This window comes from Streptomyces sp. NPDC043908 (genome assembly GCF_056435525.1).
This window is the reverse complement of the sequence record NZ_JBWKEI010000010.1, coordinates 190,548-209,473: the sequence shown is the minus strand read 5'-3', so window position 1 is coordinate 209,473 and position 18,926 is coordinate 190,548. Positions and strand designations below refer to the sequence as shown.

At 74.5% G+C, this 18,926-nt stretch carries 17 protein-coding genes and 1 other RNA gene; 10 read left to right on the top strand and 8 right to left on the bottom strand.

Annotated elements, in window-relative coordinates; translation table 11 throughout:
* Window positions 1–71 precede the first annotated feature (71 nt).
* Genes AC069K_RS22830 through AC069K_RS22820 form a run of 3 tightly spaced genes read left to right on the top strand, consistent with a single transcriptional unit; the run spans window position 72 to window position 2,904 of the window.
* Complete coding sequence (locus AC069K_RS22830; protein ID WP_478619126.1) at window positions 72–923, top strand: Nif3-like dinuclear metal center hexameric protein; 852 nt, start codon at window positions 72–74, stop codon at window positions 921–923.
* Window positions 920–1,663: a zinc ribbon domain-containing protein gene (locus AC069K_RS22825; RefSeq protein ID WP_358836910.1), complete on the top strand. Its 744-nt coding sequence runs from the start codon at window positions 920–922 to the stop codon at window positions 1,661–1,663. Before AC069K_RS22830 ends, AC069K_RS22825 begins: the two co-directional genes overlap by 4 nt.
* Window positions 1,663–2,904, top strand: a complete 1,242-nt coding sequence (locus AC069K_RS22820) for a bifunctional RNase H/acid phosphatase (protein ID WP_365100783.1) — start codon at window positions 1,663–1,665, stop codon at window positions 2,902–2,904. The genes AC069K_RS22825 and AC069K_RS22820 overlap by 1 nt, the downstream gene beginning before the upstream one ends.
* A 117-nt stretch (window positions 2,905–3,021) precedes the next feature.
* Here the strand turns inward: AC069K_RS22820 and eda are convergent, their stop codons facing one another.
* Complete coding sequence (gene eda, locus AC069K_RS22815; RefSeq protein WP_478619122.1) at window positions 3,022–3,648, bottom strand: bifunctional 4-hydroxy-2-oxoglutarate aldolase/2-dehydro-3-deoxy-phosphogluconate aldolase; 627 nt, start codon at window positions 3,646–3,648, stop codon at window positions 3,022–3,024.
* Window positions 3,649–3,726: 78 nt separating this feature from the next.
* On the bottom strand, window positions 3,727–4,527 hold the full coding sequence (gene yaaA, locus AC069K_RS22810; RefSeq protein WP_478619119.1) for a peroxide stress protein YaaA: 801 nt from the start codon (window positions 4,525–4,527) through the stop codon (window positions 3,727–3,729).
* A gap of 718 nt (window positions 4,528–5,245) precedes the next feature.
* Here yaaA and AC069K_RS22805 point away from each other — a divergent pair.
* The 3 genes from AC069K_RS22805 (at window position 5,246) to AC069K_RS22795 (ending at window position 7,679) form a co-directional block, all read left to right on the top strand.
* Window positions 5,246–6,682 carry an RNB domain-containing ribonuclease gene (locus AC069K_RS22805; RefSeq protein WP_478619116.1) on the top strand — a complete coding sequence of 479 codons (1,437 nt, stop codon included), beginning with the start codon at window positions 5,246–5,248 and terminating at the stop codon, window positions 6,680–6,682.
* Between the two features lie 149 nt (window positions 6,683–6,831).
* Window positions 6,832–7,235, top strand: an RNA gene (gene rnpB, locus AC069K_RS22800) — RNase P RNA component class A.
* Between the two features lie 120 nt (window positions 7,236–7,355).
* The gene (locus tag AC069K_RS22795; RefSeq protein WP_478619113.1) at window positions 7,356–7,679 is read left to right on the top strand and encodes a nuclear transport factor 2 family protein; all 324 of its coding nucleotides are present in this window, start codon (window positions 7,356–7,358) and stop codon (window positions 7,677–7,679) included.
* A gap of 56 nt (window positions 7,680–7,735) precedes the next feature.
* Here the strand turns inward: AC069K_RS22795 and AC069K_RS22790 are convergent, their stop codons facing one another.
* A complete protein-coding gene (locus AC069K_RS22790; RefSeq protein WP_478619110.1) occupies window positions 7,736–8,593 on the bottom strand; it encodes a PhzF family phenazine biosynthesis protein in 858 nt (285 codons plus the stop codon).
* A gap of 669 nt (window positions 8,594–9,262) precedes the next feature.
* Window positions 9,263–10,027: an SDR family oxidoreductase gene (locus AC069K_RS22785; protein WP_478619107.1), complete on the bottom strand. Its 765-nt coding sequence runs from the start codon at window positions 10,025–10,027 to the stop codon at window positions 9,263–9,265.
* 256 nt (window positions 10,028–10,283) lie between these two features.
* Between AC069K_RS22785 and AC069K_RS22780 the strand changes: the two genes are divergently transcribed.
* Together AC069K_RS22780 and AC069K_RS22775 are read left to right on the top strand one after the other, a co-directional pair.
* Entirely contained in the window at window positions 10,284–11,549 is a 1,266-nt protein-coding gene (locus AC069K_RS22780) for a multidrug effflux MFS transporter (protein WP_365101017.1), read from the top strand.
* A 121-nt stretch (window positions 11,550–11,670) separates the two neighbouring features.
* A complete protein-coding gene (locus AC069K_RS22775; protein WP_478619103.1) occupies window positions 11,671–12,663 on the top strand; it encodes a small ribosomal subunit Rsm22 family protein in 993 nt (330 codons plus the stop codon).
* A 322-nt stretch (window positions 12,664–12,985) separates the two neighbouring features.
* On the opposite strand, the gene ddaH is transcribed toward AC069K_RS22775, so the two are convergent.
* Window positions 12,986–13,828 (bottom strand): dimethylargininase, encoded by an 843-nt coding sequence (ddaH, locus tag AC069K_RS22770; protein WP_365101020.1) that lies wholly within the window; start codon window positions 13,826–13,828, stop codon window positions 12,986–12,988.
* Between the two features lie 191 nt (window positions 13,829–14,019).
* Between ddaH and AC069K_RS22765 the strand changes: the two genes are divergently transcribed.
* Window positions 14,020–14,685 carry a TetR/AcrR family transcriptional regulator gene (locus tag AC069K_RS22765; RefSeq protein WP_365101022.1) on the top strand — a complete coding sequence of 222 codons (666 nt, stop codon included), beginning with the start codon at window positions 14,020–14,022 and terminating at the stop codon, window positions 14,683–14,685.
* A gap of 95 nt (window positions 14,686–14,780) precedes the next feature.
* Window positions 14,781–15,515, top strand: coding sequence for a bifunctional DNA primase/polymerase (locus AC069K_RS22760; protein WP_358836327.1), 735 nt, complete (start codon window positions 14,781–14,783; stop codon window positions 15,513–15,515).
* A 197-nt stretch (window positions 15,516–15,712) separates the two neighbouring features.
* Here AC069K_RS22760 and AC069K_RS22755 read toward each other — a convergent pair whose 3' ends face one another.
* The 3 genes from AC069K_RS22755 to efeB are packed head-to-tail and all read right to left on the bottom strand — an operon-like array spanning window position 15,713 to window position 18,894.
* The gene (locus tag AC069K_RS22755; RefSeq protein WP_365101044.1) at window positions 15,713–16,684 is read right to left on the bottom strand and encodes an SCO2278 family lipoprotein; all 972 of its coding nucleotides are present in this window, start codon (window positions 16,682–16,684) and stop codon (window positions 15,713–15,715) included.
* The gene (efeU, locus tag AC069K_RS22750) at window positions 16,572–17,579 is read right to left on the bottom strand and encodes an iron uptake transporter permease EfeU (protein WP_478619097.1); all 1,008 of its coding nucleotides are present in this window, start codon (window positions 17,577–17,579) and stop codon (window positions 16,572–16,574) included. The genes AC069K_RS22755 and efeU overlap by 113 nt, the downstream gene beginning before the upstream one ends.
* 25 nt (window positions 17,580–17,604) lie before the next feature.
* Window positions 17,605–18,894, bottom strand: a complete 1,290-nt coding sequence (gene efeB / locus AC069K_RS22745; RefSeq protein WP_365101025.1) for an iron uptake transporter deferrochelatase/peroxidase subunit — start codon at window positions 18,892–18,894, stop codon at window positions 17,605–17,607.
* Window positions 18,895–18,926 lie beyond the last annotated feature (32 nt).

Here is an 18,926-nt window from a genome sequence, read left to right as displayed (position 1 = left end):
GGGGCGTTCGCCGGGGCGGATGGGACGGAAGCCGTGGTGGGCGGGGCCCGGAGCGCGGGTAACCTGTCCCCGTGCCCCGTCTGTCTGAAGTCATCGCCGCGCTCGACGCCCTCTGGCCGCCCGAGCGGGCCGAGGGATGGGACGCGGTCGGCACCGTCTGCGGCGACCCCGACGCGGAGGTCCGGCGGGTGCTGTTCGCCGTCGACCCCGTCCAGGAGATCGTGGACGAGGCGGTGAAGCTCGGCGCCGACCTGGTCGTCACCCACCACCCGCTCTATCTGCGCGGGACGACGACGGTCGCGGCCGGCCACTTCAAGGGCCGGGCCGTGCACACCCTGATCAAGCACGACATCGCGCTGCACGTCGCCCACACCAACGCCGACACCGCCGACCCCGGCGTCTCCGACGCCCTCGCGGGCGCCCTGGACATCCGGGTCGTCGGGCCGCTCGTGCCCGACGCCACGGACCGCTCGGGGCGCCGGGGCCTCGGCCGCGTCTGCGAGCTGGACCACCCGATGACGCTGGGCGAGTTCGCCGCCCGCGCCGCCGCCCGGCTGCCCGCCACCGCGCAGGGCATCCGCGTCGCGGGCGACACCGGGGCCCTGGTGCGGACCGTCGCGGTCAGCGGCGGCTCGGGCGACTCCCTCTTCGACGCCGTACGGGCGTCGGGCGCCGACGCCTTCCTCACCGCCGACCTGCGCCACCACCCGGTGTCGGAGGCCACCCAGCACGCGTCCTCCGCGTCCGGCCCGCTGGGCCTGATCGACGCCGCCCACTGGGCCACCGAGTGGCCCTGGTGCGAGCAGGCCGCCGCACAGCTCGACGAGATTTCCGACCGCCATGGCTGGGACCTGCGGGTCCACGTCTCGAAGACGGTCACCGACCCCTGGTCATCCCACCACTCTTCTGGAGCCCCCAACTGAACGCCGCGCCCGCCGACCAGATCCGCCTCCTCGACGTACAGGCCCTCGACGCACGCCTGTCGCAGCTCGCCCACAAGCGGGCGTCGCTGCCCGAGCACGCCGAGATCGAGTCGCTCACCAAGGACCTCACGCAGCTGCGCGACCTGCTGGTCGCCGCGCAGACCGAGGAGAGCGACACCGCCCGCGAGCAGACCAAGGCCGAGCAGGACGTCGACCAGGTCCGCCAGCGCGCCGCCCGCGACCAGCAGCGCCTGGACTCGGGCGCCGTCTCCTCGCCCAAGGACCTGGAGTCGCTCCAGCGCGAGATCGCCTCGCTGGCCAAGCGCCAGGGCGACCTGGAGGACGTGGTCCTGGAGGTCATGGAGCGCCGTGAGTCCGCCCAGGAGCGGGTCGCCGAGCTGACCGAGCGGGTCTCCTCCGTCCAGTCGAAGACCGACGACGCCACGGCCCGCCGCGACACCGCCGTCCAGCAGCTGGACGCGGAGGCCGCCGAGGTCGCCAAGGAGCGCGAGGTCGTCGCCGCCGTCGTCCCGGCCGACCTGCTGAAGCTCTACGACAAGCTGCGCGAGAAGCAGGGCGGCGTCGGCGCGGCCCGGCTCTACCAGCGCAAGTGCGAGGGCTGCCGGCTGGAGCTCGACATCACCGAGGTCAACGAGGTGAAGGCGGCGTCCCCGGACACCGTGCTGCGGTGCGGCAACTGCAACCGCATCCTGGTCCGTACGGCGGAGTCGGGCCTGTAGTGCGGCAGTTCGTGGTCGAGGCCGACGGCGGCTCCCGGGGCAACCCGGGGCCGGCCGGGTACGGCGCGGTGGTCCTGGACCCGGTGACGGGCGAGACGCTGGCCGAGGCGGCGGAGTACATCGGTGTCGCCACCAACAACGTCGCCGAGTACAAGGGCCTGATCGCCGGGCTCAAGGCCGCCAAGGCCCTGGACCCGGCGGCCAAGGTGCGGGTCCGCATGGACTCCAAGCTGGTCGTCGAGCAGATGTCGGGCCGCTGGAAGATCAAGCACCCCGACATGAAGCCGCTCGCGGCCGAGGCCGCCCGGATCCTGCCGACCGGGCAGGTCACGTACGAGTGGATCCCGCGCGAGAAGAACAAGCACGCGGACCGGCTCGCCAACGAGGCGATGGACGCGGGCAAGCGCGGCAGGCAGTGGGAGCCGTCGGCGTCCACGGCGGCACTCTCCGCCGGCCCCGCCGACACGGACGCGGCGCGGGTCGTCGGGGACGCGGCGGCGGGCGCGGCACGGGCCCGGGCGGCCCTCGCGGCCCCGGCCGCCGCGGTCGCCACGGTCCCGGCCCCCGCCCGCGGTGCGAGCGCGGCCCCGGCCGCCGGGTGGAGCGCGCCCGACCTGGGCACGCCCACCACCTTCGTCCTGCTCCGGCACGGCGAGACGGCGCTCACTCCCGAGAAGCGGTTCTCCGGCAGCGGCGGCACCGACCCGGAGCTGTCGGCGGCCGGCCGCCGACAGGCCGAGCAGGTCGCGGCGGCGCTCGCGGCCCGGGGCACCGTCCAGGCGGTCGTCTCCTCCCCGCTGCGGCGCTGCCGTGAGACGGCGGCGGCGGTCGCGGGCCGCCTCGGTCTGGACGTACGGATCGAGGAGGGCCTGCGCGAGACGGACTTCGGGGCGTGGGAGGGGCTCACCTTCGCGGAGGTGCGCGAGCGCCACCCGGACGACCTCGACGCCTGGCTCGCCTCGCCCAAGGCCGCGCCGACGGGCGGCGGCGAGAGCTTCGCGTCGGTGGCGCGGCGCGTCTCGGCGGCCCGGGACCGGCTGCTCACCGCCTACGCGGGCCGTACGGTCCTGCTGGTCACGCACGTCACCCCGGTCAAGACGCTGGTGCGGCTCGCCCTGGGGGCCCCGCCGGAGTCCCTGTTCCGGATGGAGCTGTCGGCGGCGTCGCTGTCGGCGGTGGCGTACTACGGGGACGGCAACGCGTCGGTGCGGCTGCTGAACGACACGGCGCATCTGCGCTGAGGTGTGCGGTGGCCGGCCGCGGGCCGTGCGGGTTCGCGGTCCGCGGCCGTGCCGGGGTGGCACCCGCGTTCCGCGGCCGGAACCGGTCGTCCCCCGTGGTCGCGGCCGGACCTCCCCTCACCGCGGCCCCAGCCCCAGCCCCGCCGCCTCCCTCGCCAGCGCCTCCACCCGTGCCCAGTCCCGCGCGGCGACCGCGTCGGGGGGCAGCATCCACGTACCCCCGACGCAGCGCACGTTCGGCAGCGCCAGGTAATCGGGCGCCGAGGCGAGCGAGATGCCGCCGGTGGGGCAGAAGCGGGCGGCCGGGAGCGGTCCGGCCAGCGATCTGAGGTAGGCCGTGCCGCCCGCCGCCTCGGCGGGGAAGAACTTCATCTCGTCGATCCCGCGCTCCAGGAGCGCCACCACCTCGGAGGCGGTGGCGACCCCGGGCAGGAACGGCAGCCCGGAGGCGGTCATCGCGTCGAGGAGGCCGGCGGTCCAGCCCGGGCTGACCAGGAAACGCGCCCCGGCCGCGGCGGCCCGTCCGACCCCGGCGGCCGACACCACGGTCCCGGCCCCGACCACGGCCTCGGGCACGCCGTCCGCGATCGCCCGGAGCGCGTCGAGCGCGGCGGGCGTCCGCAGGGTCACCTCGATCGCCGGCAGCCCGCCCGCGACGAGGGCCCGCGCGAGGGGTACGGCGTCGGCGGCGTCGTCCAGGACGACCACGGGGACGACGGGGGCCAGGTCCAGGACGGAGGTCATACCGGCATCCTGCCGGGGGGTGTCGCAGGGCGCAACGAGCGTTGCACCCTGCGCAACGGGGGACAGTTGCCGTGGAGGCTAGTGGATCTGCTCCACGACCACGTCCAGCGCCCACGGCTTGCCCCCCTTGGCGGGCGGGGCGCACTCCACCACGTACCCGAGGTCGCGCAGGGCCTCCACGAGCCGCGCCGGGCCGGCGGGGGCGGTGCCGTCCGCGAGCAGGTCGCGCACCAGCCGTCCCTTCGTGGCCTTGTTGAAGTGGCTGACCACGGAGCGCTTCTCGACACCGTCGACGATCCGGGAGTGCAGGACGCGTACGGTCGCGGTCCGCCCGGCCACCTCGCCCGTGGGCTTCCAGGCGGCGGCGTACGCGGAGGAGCGCAGGTCGAGGACGAGGCCGGTCCCGGCGGCCTCGGTCATGACCGGGTCCATGACGCCGCGCCAGTACGCCCCCAGCGCGCCCAGGCCCGGCAGCTTGACGCCCATCGAGCAGCGGTACGAGGGGATGCGGTCGGTGACGCGGACGGCGCCCCACAGCCCCGAGAAGACCAGCAGCGACTTCGCGGCGCGGCGCTTGGCGGCGGGGGCGAGGGTGGCGAGGCCGAGGGCGTCGTAGAGGACGCCGGTGTAGATCTCGCCGGCGGGGCGGGTGCCGGCGGTGCGGAGCCCGGCGTTCTTGGCGACCTCGCCGCGCAGGCCCTCGCTGAGGCCGAGGACCTCGCGGGCCTTGTCCTCGTCCGCCAGACACAGCTCGACGAGCTCGTCGAGGACGGCGGAGCGGGCGGGACGCAGGCCGGGGAGCGACAGCGACTCCTCCTTGAGGGGGTTCCCGCGTCCTCCGTCGGCCTTTCCTTCGGAGGGGGGGAGCAGGACGAGCACGGGGGTCTCCTTGAAGATGGGCGAACAGGGGGACGGCCCCGCCCCCAGATTAAGCCCCCACCCAGCCGCTTCCCCAAACCCTGGGGGTGGGGTGCGGGGGCCGGTGTTTGTCTGCGGGTGGTGGTGGGTTGCTCGCGCAGTTCCTCGCGCCCCTGTTCGGCCGGGTGTTGGTCTGCGGGTGGTCTGTGGCTGGTCGCGCAGTTCCTCGCGCCCCTGAAGGGGCCGGTGTTTGTCTGCGGGTGGTGGTGGGTTGCTCGCGCAGTTCCTCGCGCCCCTGCTTGGCCGGGTGTTGGTCTGCGGGCGGTCTGTGGCTGGTCGCGCAGTTCCTCGTGCCCCTGGTGAGGGACTGGGGGCCCTTTCGGAGTGCGGTGCGTCGTAGGTGCCCTTCTTGGGGGCGCGGGGAACTGCGCGAGCAACCCACCACCGGTCTGCGGACCGAACACCAGGCGGCCCGCCCAGGGCTTTCGGGAAGGGGCGGGGTGGGGGAGAAGGCCTTGGGCGCAGCCCGGAACCAGGGACTGGGGCAGAGCCCGGAGCAAGAGGGTGGGAGTTGGGGCGGGGCCCAGGGATAGGGGGGCAAGGGGCGCCCGGGCAGGGCCCAGGCGGAGGCGCCGGGGCAGGGCGGGGCCCAAGGGAACGGGACCGGGGGCGCCCCCGGGGGTGAGGGGGCCTCGGCGCAAAAGAGGCCGCGTACCCGGGCCCGGCCTACGCTCGGGGCATGCCTCGCCGCCACCTCCACATGACCGGCGCAGCCGACCCGCTGAGGGCCGCCCTGCGCGACCTCCGCACCACCCTCGCCCTCCCCGACACCTTCCCCCCGGACGTCCTCGCCGACGCGGACCGCGCCGCGGGCAACCCCCGGCTCCCCGTCCGCGACGCCACCGACCTCCCCTTCTTCACCATCGACCCGCCCACCTCCCTGGACCTGGACCAGGCCATGCACCTCACCCACCGGTCCTCCGGCGGCTACCGCGTCCACTACGCCATCGCCGACGTCGCCGCCTTCGTCGACCCGGGCGGCCCCGTCGACACCGAGGCCCACCGCCGGGTGACCACGCTGTACTTCCCCGACGAGCGCATCCCGCTCCACCCGCCCGTACTCTCCGAGGACGCCGCCAGCCTCCTCCCCGGCCGGGTGCGCCCCGCCGTCCTGTGGACCATCGACCTGGACACCCACGGCGCCACCACCGCCACCCACGTCGAGCGCGCCCTCGTCCGCAGCCGGGCCAAGCTCGACTACGAGGGGGTGCAGCGGCAGATCGACGACGGCACCGCCGAGCCGTCCCTCGCCCTCCTCGCGGACATCGGGCGGCTCCGCGAGGCGCAGGAGGTGGCCCGCGGCGGGATCTCCCTCAACGTCCCCGAGCAGGAGATCGTCGAGCGCGACGGCCGGTACGGGCTCGCCTACCGCGCCCCGCTGCCCGCCGACGGCTGGAACGCCCAGATCTCCCTGCTCACCGGCATCGCCGCGGCCGATCTGATGCTGGCGTACGGCACCGGCGTCCTGCGCACCCTGCCCAGCGCCCCGGACGGCGCCGTCGCCCGGCTGCGCCGCTGCGCCGTGGCGCTGGGCATCGACTGGCCGCACCACGTCCCGTACGCCCAGGTCATCCGCTCCCTCGACCCCCACGACCCGCACCACGCCGCGTTCCTCCAGGAGTGCACGACGCTGCTGCGCGGCGCCGGATACACCGTCTTCACCGGCGGGAACGTCCCCAGCCCGGCCATCCACGCCGCCGTCGCCGACGAGTACGCGCACTGCACCGCGCCGCTGCGCCGCCTCGTCGACCGGTACGCCGCCGAGATCTGCCTCGCGGCGGTCGCGGGCTCGGACGTCCCCGCCTGGGTGCGCGACGCGCTGGACGGACTCCCCAAGGCGATGGCCGAGGGCACCCGCCGGGCCAACACGGTGGAGCGCGAGTGCGTCGACCTGGTGGAGGCGGCCCTCCTGAAGGACCGCGTCGGTGAGGTCTTCGACGCGACCGTCGTCGACATCGAGGACCACGAACCGACGGCCGGAACGGTCCATCTCACCGACCCGGCCGTGGTGGCCCCCGTCCGCGGCACCACACCCCTCCCCCTGGGCGAGCCCCTCCGCGTCCGCCTCACCCAGGCCGACCCGGGCACCGCGAAGGCGGAGTTCGCCCCCGCGTAACGGACGCCGACCGCGAGGTCCAACGGCGACGCTACGCACGCGGGGGCATCCCCCTGTATCTGCTGATCGACCGGGCCAAGGCCGACCTCGCCACGTCCGACTTCGTCCGAGCGGGCCCGTCCGGCAGGTAGCATGGTCGGCACGGCAGACGAGCCGGGCGGACGGCCGCGTGGGGATCCCCGGATCCTCCCGAGGAACGTCCGGGCTCCACAGGGCAGGGTGGTGGGTAACACCCACCCGGGGTGACCCGCGGGACAGTGCCACAGAGAACAGACCGCCGGGGACCTCGGTCCCCGGTAAGGGTGAAACGGTGGTGTAAGAGACCACCAGCGCCTGGGGTGACTCAGGCGGCTAGGTAAACCCCACCCGGAGCAAGGTCAAGAGGAGCCGCCGTGAAAAGCGGCTCTGCGCGGACGTTCGAGGGCTGCCCGCCCGAGTCCGCGGGTAGACCGCACGAGGCCGGTGGCAACACCGGTCCTAGATGGATGGCCGTCTCCCCGGCCGCCGCGAGGCGACCGGGCGACAGAACCCGGCGTACAGCCCGACTCGTCTGCCCCTCACCCGCCGTGCCCCCGCCGGTGGCGGGGTCCGTGGGGATGGGGTGAGCTGGGAGGCGAGCCGTTCGCGGAGGCGGACGTGCGCCGTCGTCCCGCCCGCATCCGGAGGAGCCCCCGTGTCCGTCCCCGTCGACCAGCTCAGCGACCCCGCCGTCCGCGCCTTCGTCACCGCGCTCAACGCCGGGGACCGCGCCGCCTTCCAGGCCGTACTCGCCCCCGGCGCCACCATGTCCGACGACGGCTCCGACCGGGACGTCGCCGACTGGACCGAGCGGGAGGTCTTCTCCAGCGGCGGCCACATGGACGTGGAGTCGGAGAGCGACGGCGGGCGCTCGCTCGTCGCCACCTACCGCAACGACACCTGGGGCGAGATGCGGACCGCCTGGCGCTTCGACGTCGAGGACGGGAAGGTCGGCCGGTTCGAGACCGGGCAGGCCTGAGCGGGCAGGCCTGGGCGGCAGGCCTGGGCCGCAGGCCTGGGCGGCCGGCGGTCCGGTTACGCCGGGATGACCGCCCCCGCGCCCCCGACCCGTATCCTCGCGTCGCCCGCGCGCAGCGTCACCGTCAGTACGCCCGGACGGCCCAGGTCCTCGCCCTGGTGGAGCGTGAGGACCGACTCCTCGGGAACCAGGCCCTGTTCGCGTACGTATGCGCCGAAGGCCGCCGCGGCCGCGCCCGTCGCCGGGTCCTCCACAACACCGCCGACCGGGAACGGGTCGCGGACGTGGAAGACGGTGCCGGACGCGCGCCAGGCCAGCTGAACCGTCGTCAGGTCGAGCCGCCGCATCAGTGCGGCCAGCCGCTCGAAGTCGTAGGAGAGGTCCGCAAGGCGCTCGCGGGTGGCGGCGCCGAGGACCAGGTGGCGGTTGCCGGCGAAGGCGATGCGCGGGGGCAGGGCCGGGTCCAGGTCGGCGGCGGGCCAGTCGAGCGCGGCCAGCGCCTCGTCGAGGTCGGCGGCCGCGATGTCCTCGACGTGCGGCTCGACGCTGGTGAGCGTGGCCCGCAGCACGCCCTCGTCGTCCGTGACCGTCACCGGGACGGTGCCCACGGGGGTCGCGAAGACCAGGTCACCGGGGCCGATCCGCTCGGCCAGCGCCACGGCCGTCGCCACGGTGGCGTGCCCGCAGAAGGGGACCTCCGCCTTCGGGCTGAAGAAGCGGACGGTGAACGCCCGTCCCGCCTCGCCGAGTCCCTCGGGCGGCGCGGTCAGGAACGCGGTCTCGCTGTAGTCCAGCTCGGCGGCGATCGCGAGCATGGCAGCGTCATCGAGCCCGGCCGCGTCGAGCACGACCCCGGCGGGGTTGCCTCCGGCGGGGTCGGAGGAGAAGGCGGTGTAACGGAGTACGTCGGTCATGCCGCTGACAACTCCGCGCAACGGCCCGGCATTCCGCGCCACGGGGCCCGCGTCCGCGCCCGCCCCGCACCGGGCCGCCCGCGCACTGCCCCGCGCCCCCCGGGGGCGTTCGTCCGCCCGCGGACGGTGCTGACTTGCCCGCGCAGTTCCCCGCGCCCCTGAGGGGTGTTCGTTCGCCTGCGGATGGTGCTGGCTTGCTCGCGCAGTTCCCCGCGCCCCTGGCGGGCTGGGGCTGAGGTTGGCCCCTGGCTGCGGCCGACCCCCTAGGGGCGCGGGGAACTGCGCGCCCGGCCACCCACGACCGGCAGACGAAATCCGCACCCTTGGGAGCCCTCGGGCAGGCCGAGCCGTGGTACCCGCCCGGGGGCCGTCCCCCTAGGGGCGCGGGGAACTGCGCGACCAGCCACCCACAGCCCGCAGACGAAATCCGCGCCCCGGGGACCCCCTCCGGCAGGCCGAGCCGTCATCCCCGCCCGGGCGCCGTCCCCCTAGGGGCGCGGGGAACTGCGCGACCAGCCACCCACGACCGGCAGACGAAGTCCGCGCCCTGGGGAGCCCTCTGGCAGGCCGAGCCGTCATCCCCGCCCGGGGGCCGACCCCCCAGGGGCGCGGGGAACTGCGCGACCAGCCACCCACCGCCCGCAGACGAAAGACGCCCCCCGGCCGCCCTCACCCCCGCCCGATATACGGCATAGCCGTAGCCAGCACCGTCGCGAACTGCACGTTCGCCTCCAGTGGCAGCTCCGCCATGTGCAGCACCGTCCGCGCCACATCCGCCGCGTCCATCACCGGCTCCACCGCCAGCTCCCCGTTCGCCTGCGGCACCCCCGTGGTCATCCGGGCCGTCATCTCGGTGGCCGCGTTGCCGATGTCGATCTGGCCGACGGCGATCCGGTACGGACGGCCGTCCAGGGAGAGCGCCTTGGTCAGGCCGGTCATCGCGTGCTTGGTCGCCGTGTAGGCCACCGAGTTCGGGCGCGGCGCGTGCGCCGAGATCGAACCGTTGTTGATGATCCGCCCGCCCCGCGGGTCCTGCTCCTTCATCTGCCGGAACGCCGCCTGCGCGCACAGGAACGCCCCGTTGAGATTGGTGTCGACGACATGCCGCCACGCCTCGTACGCCAGGTCCTCCACCGCGACCCCGCCGGGGCCGAACGTGCCCGCGTTGTTGAAGAGCAGGTCGAGCCGCCCGTACCGGTCCCGTACCGCCGTGAAGAGGGCCGCCACCTCCTCCGGCGAGGTCACGTCCGTACGGACGGGGAGGACGTCGGCGTCGGGCCCGGCCAGGGCCGCGGTCTCCTCCAGGGGCTCCGGACGGCGGCCCGCCAGGGCCACCGACCAGCCCGCGGCGGCCAGCGTGAGCGCCACGGAGCGGCCGATGCCGGAGCCGGCGCCGGTGACGACGGCGGTCTTGCGCGCTGCGGATGCGTTCATGGCCGGGAGCGTACGGGAGCACCCCGCGCCCGGGCCGCAGCCGTCCGCGATACGGGCCCGGCCCGCGCCCCCGGCCCGCGCCCCGGCCCGCCCCCCCCGGGCCCGGCACCCCGGCCCGCACCCGCCCCGCACCCCGGTCCCACCCCACCCCACCCCACCCCGCCCCGCACCCCGGTCCGCAGCACCCCCCGCGGGCTGAGAGCATGGATGCTTGAAACTACAACGGTCGCGACGGCCGGAAACCGGAGAGACACCCATGGCGGAGAGCAGCCGGACCGCACCGGCCCCGATACCGGCCGCGGCCACCGTCGCCGCCCGCCGCGCCGGTCTGCTGGTCACACTCGTCCTCGGCGGGCTCACCGCGCTCCCGCCGCTCTCCATGGACATGTACCTGCCCGCGCTCCCCGAGGTCACCGGCGCGCTCCACGCGCCCGCCGCCACCGTGCAGCTCACCCTCACCGCGTGCCTCGCGGGCATGGCGCTCGGCCAGCTCGTCGTCGGGCCGATGAGCGACAAGTGGGGCCGCCGCAGGCCGTTGCTCGTCGGCATGGCCGTGTACGTGGTCGCCACCGCCGTCTGCGCCTTCGCCCCCGACGCCGCCCTGCTCATCGCGTTCCGGCTGCTCCAGGGCCTGGCGGGCGCGGCGGGCATAGTGATCGCCCGCGCGGTGGTGCGCGATCTGTACGACGGCGTCGAGATGGCCCGGTTCTTCTCCACCCTGATGCTGATCTCCGGGGCCGCCCCGGTCGTCGCGCCGCTCATCGGCGGGCAGGTGCTGCGGCTGACGGACTGGCGCGGGGTGTTCGTGGTGCTCACGGGGGTCGGACTGCTGCTCACCGTCTTCGTGTGGCGCTTCCTCGGCGAGACGTTGCCGCCCGAGCGGCGGCACGAGGGCGGCGTCGGCGAGGCCCTGCGCACCATGGGCTCGCTGCTGAGGGACCGCGTCTTCACCGGCTACGTCCTGGCCGGCGGCCTCGCCTTCGCCGCGCTCTTCTCGTACATCTCGGCCTCCCCGTTCGTGATCCAGGAGATCTACGGCGCCTCCCCGCAGACCTTCTCGCTCCTCTTCGGGCTCAACTCGGTCGGCCTGGTCGCCGCCGGGCAGATCAACGGGAAGCTGCTGGTGGGCCGGGTCGACCTCGACAAGGTGCTGGTGTGCTCGCTGAGCACGGTGGTGCTCGCGGCGGCGGCGCTGCTCGTCATGACGTCCGGGGTGTTCGGCGAGCCGGGCCTCGCGCCGGTCGCGGCCGGGCTGTTCGTGCTGATGTCCGCGATGGGCATGGCCACGCCCAACACCACCGCGCAGGCCCTGATGCGCACCCCGCACGCGGCGGGCTCCGCCTCCGCGCTGCTCGGCACCTCCTCGTTCCTGATCGGGGCGGTGGCGTCGCCGCTGGTGGGGATCGCGGGGGAGGGGACGGCCGTGCCGATGGCGGTGGTGCAGCTCGCCTCCGGTGTGGCGGCGCTGCTCTGCTTCCTGCTGCTGTGCCGCCCCTGGCGGCGACAGGAGGCGGCGGCCTGACCCGGCCCCCTGGCGGCGGCGGCCTGACCCGGCCCTGGGGGTGGAGGGAGGCCGTGGCCCGACCTGCCCTGGGCCTCCCGGGCGCGCCGCCGGGACGGCCCCGCGCCCGTAGAATCCCCAGGTGAACGAGAACGCCCCCGTCCCGCAGGCCCTGCGCTCCGCCCTCGCCGGGCTGCTCGACGGGCTGCCGCCGTCGCAGGCCGCGCGGGCCGTCGACCGGCTGATCGCCAACTACCGGGGAGCCACCCAGACCCACGCGCCGGTGCTGCGCGACCGCTCCGACGTGGCCGCGTACGCCGCGTACCGGATGCCGGCGACGTTCGAGGCGGTACGGTCCGCGCTCGCCGCCCTCCAGGACGCGGCGCCGCACTGGTCCCCCGCCACCCACACCGACGTCGGCGGCGGCACCGGCGCGGCGAGCTGGGCCGTCGCCGAGGCGTGGTCCCCCGCGACCACGGTCCTGGACTGGGCCGAGCCCGCGCTCGCGCTCGGCCGCGAACTCGCCGACTCCTCCGGCGTCGAGGGGCTGCGGGCGATCCGCTGGGAGCGGGCCCGGATCGGTACGGCGCTGAGCCTGCCGGAGACCGACCTCGTCACCGTCTCGTACGTCCTGAACGAGCTGACCGCCGAGGACCGCGGGGCCCTCGTGGACGCGACCGCGCGCGCCGCGACGGGCGCCGTGGTCATCGTCGAGCCGGGCACCCCCGACGGCTACGCCCGGATCATCGAGGCCCGGGACCGCCTGATCGCGGCCGGCTTCACCGTCGCGGCGCCCTGCCCGCACAGCGCCGCCTGCCCCATCGAACCCGGCACGGACTGGTGCCACTTCTCCGCCCGGGTCAGCCGCTCGTCCCTGCACCGGCAGGTCAAGGGGGGTTCGCTGGCGTACGAGGACGAGAAGTTCAGCTATGTCGCGGCCGTCCGGGGGGTGGCGGCGGAGCCCGCCGCGAACCGGGTGACGCGTCGCCCCCAGATCCGCAAGGGGCAGGTGCTGCTGGAGCTGTGCACGGGGGAGGGGGTGTTGCGGCGCGAGACCGTGACGAAACGGCAAGGGGACCTGTACCGAGCGGCCCGCGACACCCAGTGGGGCGCCCCCTGGCCCCCGCCCGAGTGACTCCTGCGGGCACCTGACACCCCCCGAGGGGTTCGTGTCCGTCTGCGGACGGTGCTGGGTTGCTCGCCCGCGAGCTCAGCCGGTACCCCGCAAGGGGCGCGGGGAACTGCGCGACCAGCCACCCACGGTCCGCGGACAAAGACGGCGCACCCCGCGGAGCGCCCCGCGCCCCCAAAGGCGGTCCGTGGCTGATCGAGCTCAGCCGGTACCCCCCAAGGGGCGCGGGGAACTGCGCGACCAGCCACCTACGGCCCGCAGGCAAAAACGGCGCACCCCGCAGAGCGCACCCCACAGAGCACACGCCCCCCGCGGAGCGCCCTCCTCAGGCCCGCAGCTCCTGCGTGCAGCACTTCACGCTGCCGCCCCCCTTCAGCAGCTCACCCAGATCCATCCCCACGGGAACGAACCCCCGCTCCCGCAGGGACGAGAACAGCCCCACCGCCCCCTGCGGCAGCAGCACATGGAGCCCGTCGCTCACCGCGTTCAGGCCCAGCGCCGCCGCGTCCTCCTCCGAGGCGATCACCGCGTCCGGGAACAGCCGCGCCAGCACCGCCCGGCTGCCGGGGGAGAAGGCGCCGGGGTAGTACATGATCTCGTCGGCCGAGTCGTCCAGGACGGACAGCGCCGTGTCCAGGTGGTAGTAGCGCGGGTCGACGAGGTCGAGCCCGATCACCGGACGCCCGAAGAACTCCTGCGCCTCGTCGTGCGAGAGCGGGCTGGACCGGAAGCCGCGCCCGGCCAGCACATAGGACGCCGTGACGGCGAAGTCCCCCTCGCCCTCGTTGATGTGGGCCGGCTCGTGGATCTCCGTGAAGCCGTGCGCGCGGAACCACTCCAGATGGGCTTCGGCCTCCGCCTCCCGTTCCGGGTGGGCGAAGCGGGCGCCCAGCACCCGTCCGTCGATCACGGTGGCCCCGTTGGCCGCGAAGACCATGTCGGGCAGGTCGGGGCGGGGGTCGAGCAGCTCGACGGTGTGGCCGAGCGCCCGGTACCGGTCCCGCAGGTCCTCCCACTGCGCGAGCGCGAGCGGCAGGTCGACGGGCTTGGCGGGGTCCATCCAGGGGTTGATCGAGTACGTGACCTTGAAGTGTGCCGGTGGGCACATCAGATAGCGCCGGGGTCTGGCGACTCGGGGTGCACGGAGGTCACGGGTCTCACTGAGCAATGAGGGCTCCTCACGGACGACTTCGGCTGCACGCGCCGCATCTGCGGGTGGTGGTCAGCCCATGGTGCGGCCTGTCCGCCGTTCGCGCAGTGATCCGTACGGGTGTTTTTCCGCCGCTTCACCCACTGTTGCCCCGCGCGCACCCTTGACAGAGACGATACGTTCCGCCTCGGTGGGGCTAGGATCCCGGCATGGTGAACAAGGGGCACGCGTCCGAGAAGACACCCGAATCCCCCCAGGCGAAGGCACCCGCCGCCACCCACGCCAAGGCACCCGACTCCACCCGCCGCAGCGAGCGCTCGCGGCGCGCGATCTACGACGCGGCGCTCTCCCTCGTCGGCGAGGCGGGCTACGCCAGGACCACCATCGAGGGCATCGCCGCCCGCGCCGGGGTCGGCAAGCAGACCATCTACCGCTGGTGGCCCTCCAAGGCCGCCGTGCTGCTGGAGGCCTTCGTCGACCTCAGCCACCAGGCCGTCCAGGGCGAGGTGGCCCTGCCCGACACCGGTGACCTGGAGTCCGACCTCAAGCTGGTGCTGCGCGCCACCGTCGACGAGCTCAACGACGACGCCACCGAGGCCCCGTACCGGGCGCTCGCGGCGGAGGGCGTCGTCGACCCCGAGCTCGCGGCCGCGTTCGTCCACAACCTCCTGGAGCCGCAGCTGCGGCTCTACGTGGACCGGCTGCGCTCCGCGCAGGAGGCGGGCGACGTACGGGCCGACGTCGACCCGCGCACCGCCCTGGAGCTGCTGGTGGGCCCCCTCGCGCACCGCTGGCTGCTGCGCACCCTGCCGCTCACCCACGCGTACGCGGACACCGTCGTCGAGTACGCCCTGCGCGGACTCGCCCCCCGCTGAGAGGCCCCGGTTGGGGGGTACGGCCTCGGCGGGCGCAGGATGGTGGGAGCATGGGGAGAAGGTTCTCGCGGGGCAACGGTGAGGTGAGGGGATAGATGGGCGCGGAGTACGGGCGTTCCGGCAGCTCGGAGAGCAAGCTGTCCCGCTGGCTGCGCAGGCGTCCCAAGGACGCCCCCGGCGCCGACGCGGGCCGCCTCGAACTGCTGCTCGCCGCCGCCGCCGCGAAGCTGCCGCTGGCCCCGGCCGCGTATCCCGTCGGCTACCGGTGCTCCTGCGACCGCGTGGGCTGTCCGACCCCGGCGCGCCATCCGGTCTCGTTCGCCTGGCAGACGCAGTCGACCACCGACCGCGCCCAGATCGAGCGGTGGGCGGCGGGGCAGCCGGAGGCGAACTTCATCACCGCGACGGGGATGGTCCACGACGTGCTGGACGTGCCCCTCGACGCGGGGCGCGAGGCGCTGGAGCGGCTGCTCGCCGAGGGCGTCGACGTGGGGCCGGTGGCCGAGTCCGGGGGCGTCGGCGACCAGGCCCGGATGCTGTTCTTCACGGCGACGCGCGGGACGCCGGAGGACGAGGACGAGTGGTGGCCGTGCGAGCTGGACTGCCACCCCGAGACGATGGACGAGCATCCCGGGCTGCGGTGGCACTGCCGGGGCAGCTATGTGCTGGTGCCGCCCGCCCGGCTGCCCGGAGACCACGTGGTGGCGTGGGTCCGAGGGCCCGAGCACGATCTGCCCGATCCGCTGACCCTGCTCGAATCCCTCACGGACGCGTGTGCCCGGCACGGCGCCGGCGACGCCCACGCCGTGGCCTGGCCCCTGGGCCGGTAACCCCTTCCGGGGGGCCGTTGCCCGCCTGCGGGCCGGTGGTGGGTTGCTCGCGCGGTTCCCCGCGCCCCTAAAAACCTGGCCCGGATCGCATGTCATTGCCGTACGGGGCCAGGCCTTCTGCCTCTGGGGGCGCGGGGAACTGCGCGACCAGCCCCCACCGGCCCGCAGACGGACAACCGACCCACCCGCCCCCACACCTACTCGCCCTTCGCCCCCACCAACCCCTGCAACCGGTTGATCACCGCCACCGCCCCCCGCCCCGCGGGGACCCGCGCCGCGTCGTCCGAGACGCGTTCCTTCGTCACCGTCGACTTCGCCTCGCCCGTCATCAGGGCCCGTACGTCCGCGTTGATGTTCAGCCGCACCCCCTTCGCCGCCGTCTGGCGTTCGAAGTGGCGGGTGGCGAAGAAGGCGAGCGCGCCGCCGTCGCGGGTGCGCAGGGCCAGGGGGGCGAAGTCGCCGCCGTCCAGGGGCTGGTCCACGTACTGGTTGGACATCCCGGGCAGGACCGCGTTCTTCTTGCGCTGGGCGCGCCACTCGGTGGTGTGCGGGCCGGGCGCGAAGGTCTCGGGGCGGCCGGTGCGCAGATACGCCACGTAACTCTCGCTCAGGTCCTTGGGGGCCACCGCGAGGCCGGTGTCGTCCGGACGTACGGGCTCGGCGAAGCCGTCCTCGTCCACGGCGAAGGCCGGCACGTCCTTGGGGGCCAGGACCGACAGGTGGGCGGCCTTCCAGACGTCGTCCGCCCCGGCGCGCACGAACACCACCAGCCAGCGCGTGTCCGTGGGGCCGGTGTCCTGGTCGCGGTTGGAGTCGGTGTCCGCCACGAACCAGCGCGGCCAGCCCGCCTTCCTGGGTATGGAGAACCGCGCGTCGGTGAGCTCCAGCGGCACGTGCTGCGGGTTGCCGCCGGGGTCGGTGACGTGCCGGGCCTGGAGCCCGGCCTGGTTGACCGCCCCGAGCGGGCCGGTGACCCGGCCCGCGTCGAGGGCCGGGTCGTAGGCCTTGTCGGCCCGGTTGTACGCGTCCGTGAAGTCCCTGAGCGCCTGCGCGGCCTCAGCCCTGGTCGCCGACGGGACTACTTCCCGCTCGCCGTGCACCGTCACGCAGCCGCTCGCCGTCACCGTCAGTACGGTCACCGCCGCGAGCGCCGTCGTCAGCCGACTCACCCTGCTCATGGACTGCCTTCTGCCCCTCGTCCTTCGTGGCCGCGTTCTTGGCCGCCGCCGCGGGAGCGGCGCTCCCGGCGGACTTCGCGAACCCTACCGGGGCGAAGAACAGCGCGAGCGTGGGGATGAGGTACAGCGCCCACACCGTGACCTGGAGGACGGTCGGGTCGGGCTGGAAGTTGAAGACGCCCTTGAGGACCGTGCCGTACCAGCTGTCCGGCGGGACCGTGGAGCTGATGTCGAACGCCAGGCTCTTGATGCCGGGGATGAAGTCGGCCTCCTGGAGGTCGTGCACGCCGTACGCCAGAACGCCCGCCGCCACCACGACCAGCATCGCGCCGGTCCAGGTGAAGAACTTCGCCAGGTTGATCCTCAGGGCGCCCCGGTAGAAGAGCCAGCCGAGGAACACCGCCGTGGCGAGCCCGAGGAGCGCGCCGATCAGCGGGTCGGTGTTGCCGCTGTCGGAGCCGGCCGCGTGCACCGAGGTCCAGACGAACAGCGAGGTCTCCAGGCCCTCCCGGCCCACCGCCAGGAAGGCGGTGGCGACCAGGGCGCCGGTGCCCAGGCGCAGGGCCGCGTCCAGCTTGCCCTGGAGCTCGGACTTCAGGAACCGCGCGGTGCGCCGCATCCAGAAGACCATCCAGGTGACCAGGCAGACGGCGACGACCGACAGCGAGCCGCCGAGCGCCTCCTGCGCCTTGAACGTCATCTCCTGCGAGCCGAACTCCAGGCCCGCGCCGAAGCCCAGCGCCACCAGGACGGCCACCGAGACGCCGATCCAGATGGGCCGCAGCGCCTCGCGGTGGCCGGTCTTGACCAGGTACGCGACGAGGATGCAGACGACCAGGCTGGCCTCCAGGCCCTCGCGCAGGCCGATCAGATAATTGCCGAACATTCGATTCCCCTCAGCCCTCGGCCGATCAGCTGAACAGTGCCCGGCCCCACCAGTCGTCCTTGTCGCGGACGCCCGGCGGGACGGCGAAAATCGCCGAACCCACGTGCTGGATGTAGTCGTTGAGCGCGTCGTGCGCCAGGTGGCGCTGTACGGGCAGGAAGCCCTTGCGGACGTCCCGCTGGTAGGCGAGGAAGAACAGGCCCGCGTCGAGGCGGCCGAGACCGTCGGTGCCGTCGGTGAAGGAGTAGCCGCGGCGCAGGATCGTGGCGCCGCCGTTGGAGTCGGGGTGCGCCAGACGCACGTGCGCGTCCGGCTTCATCGCCTTCAGGAACGGCTCGTCGCGCTCCTTCGCCTTGCCGACCGGGGCGCCCTCGCCCTTGTCGCGCCCGAACACGTCCTCCTGCTCCTGCAGACCGGTGCGGTCCCAGGCCTCGATGTGCATCCGGATGCGGCGGGCGACCAGGTAGGAGCCGCCGGTCATCCAGGGCGTGCCGTCCTTCTCGCCGACCCAGACGTGCTTGTCCAGGGCGGCGGTGTCGGTGCCCGCGATGTTCCGGGTGCCGTCCTTGAAGCCCATCATGTTGCGCGGGGTCTGCTCGTCGGGCGTGGTGGAGGAGGTCTTGCCGAAGCCCAGCTGGGACCAGCGCACCGCGGCGCGGCCCATGGCGATCCGGGCCAGGTTGCGGATCGCGTGCACCGCCACCTGCGGGTCGTCGGCGCACGCCTGGACGCACAGGTCGCCGTCGCTGCGCGCCGGGTCGAGGTTGTCGTGCGGGAACTTCTCGATGTCGACCAGCGCCTCGGGCCGCCTGCCCTCCAGGCCGAAGCGGCCCTTGGCGAAGAGCGAGGGGCCGAAGCCGACGGTGAGGGTCAGCCGGGACGGCTTGAGGCCGAGCGCCTCGCCCGTGTCGTCCGGCGGCGCCTCGGCGAGACCGCCGTAGGCGCCCTCGCCGACCGTCTGGCCCGCGGTCATCCGGGCCGCGGCGGCCGTCCAGTCCTTGAGGAGCTGGACCAGCTCGGCGCGGTCCTTGGTGGTCACGTCGAACGCGGCGAAGTGCAGCCGGTCCTGGACGGGGGTGGCGATACCGGCCTGGTGGACGCCGTAGAACGGCACGGCCGCGCCGGACTCGGCGGCGGGCACCGCGTCACCGCCGTCACCGCGCACCGCGGCGACCGCGCCTCCCGCCGCGGCGGCGCCGAGCGCCAGGCCCGCACCGCCCCAGCCGAGCAGGGAACGGCGGGACGGCGCCGAGGACTTCGCGTCCCCGGCGGCGTCGGTGGCGGTGGCGGTGCCGGCGTCGGTCGTGTCGCTCATGACGTGTCCCCTCCTGTCCTGTGCGGGTGCGG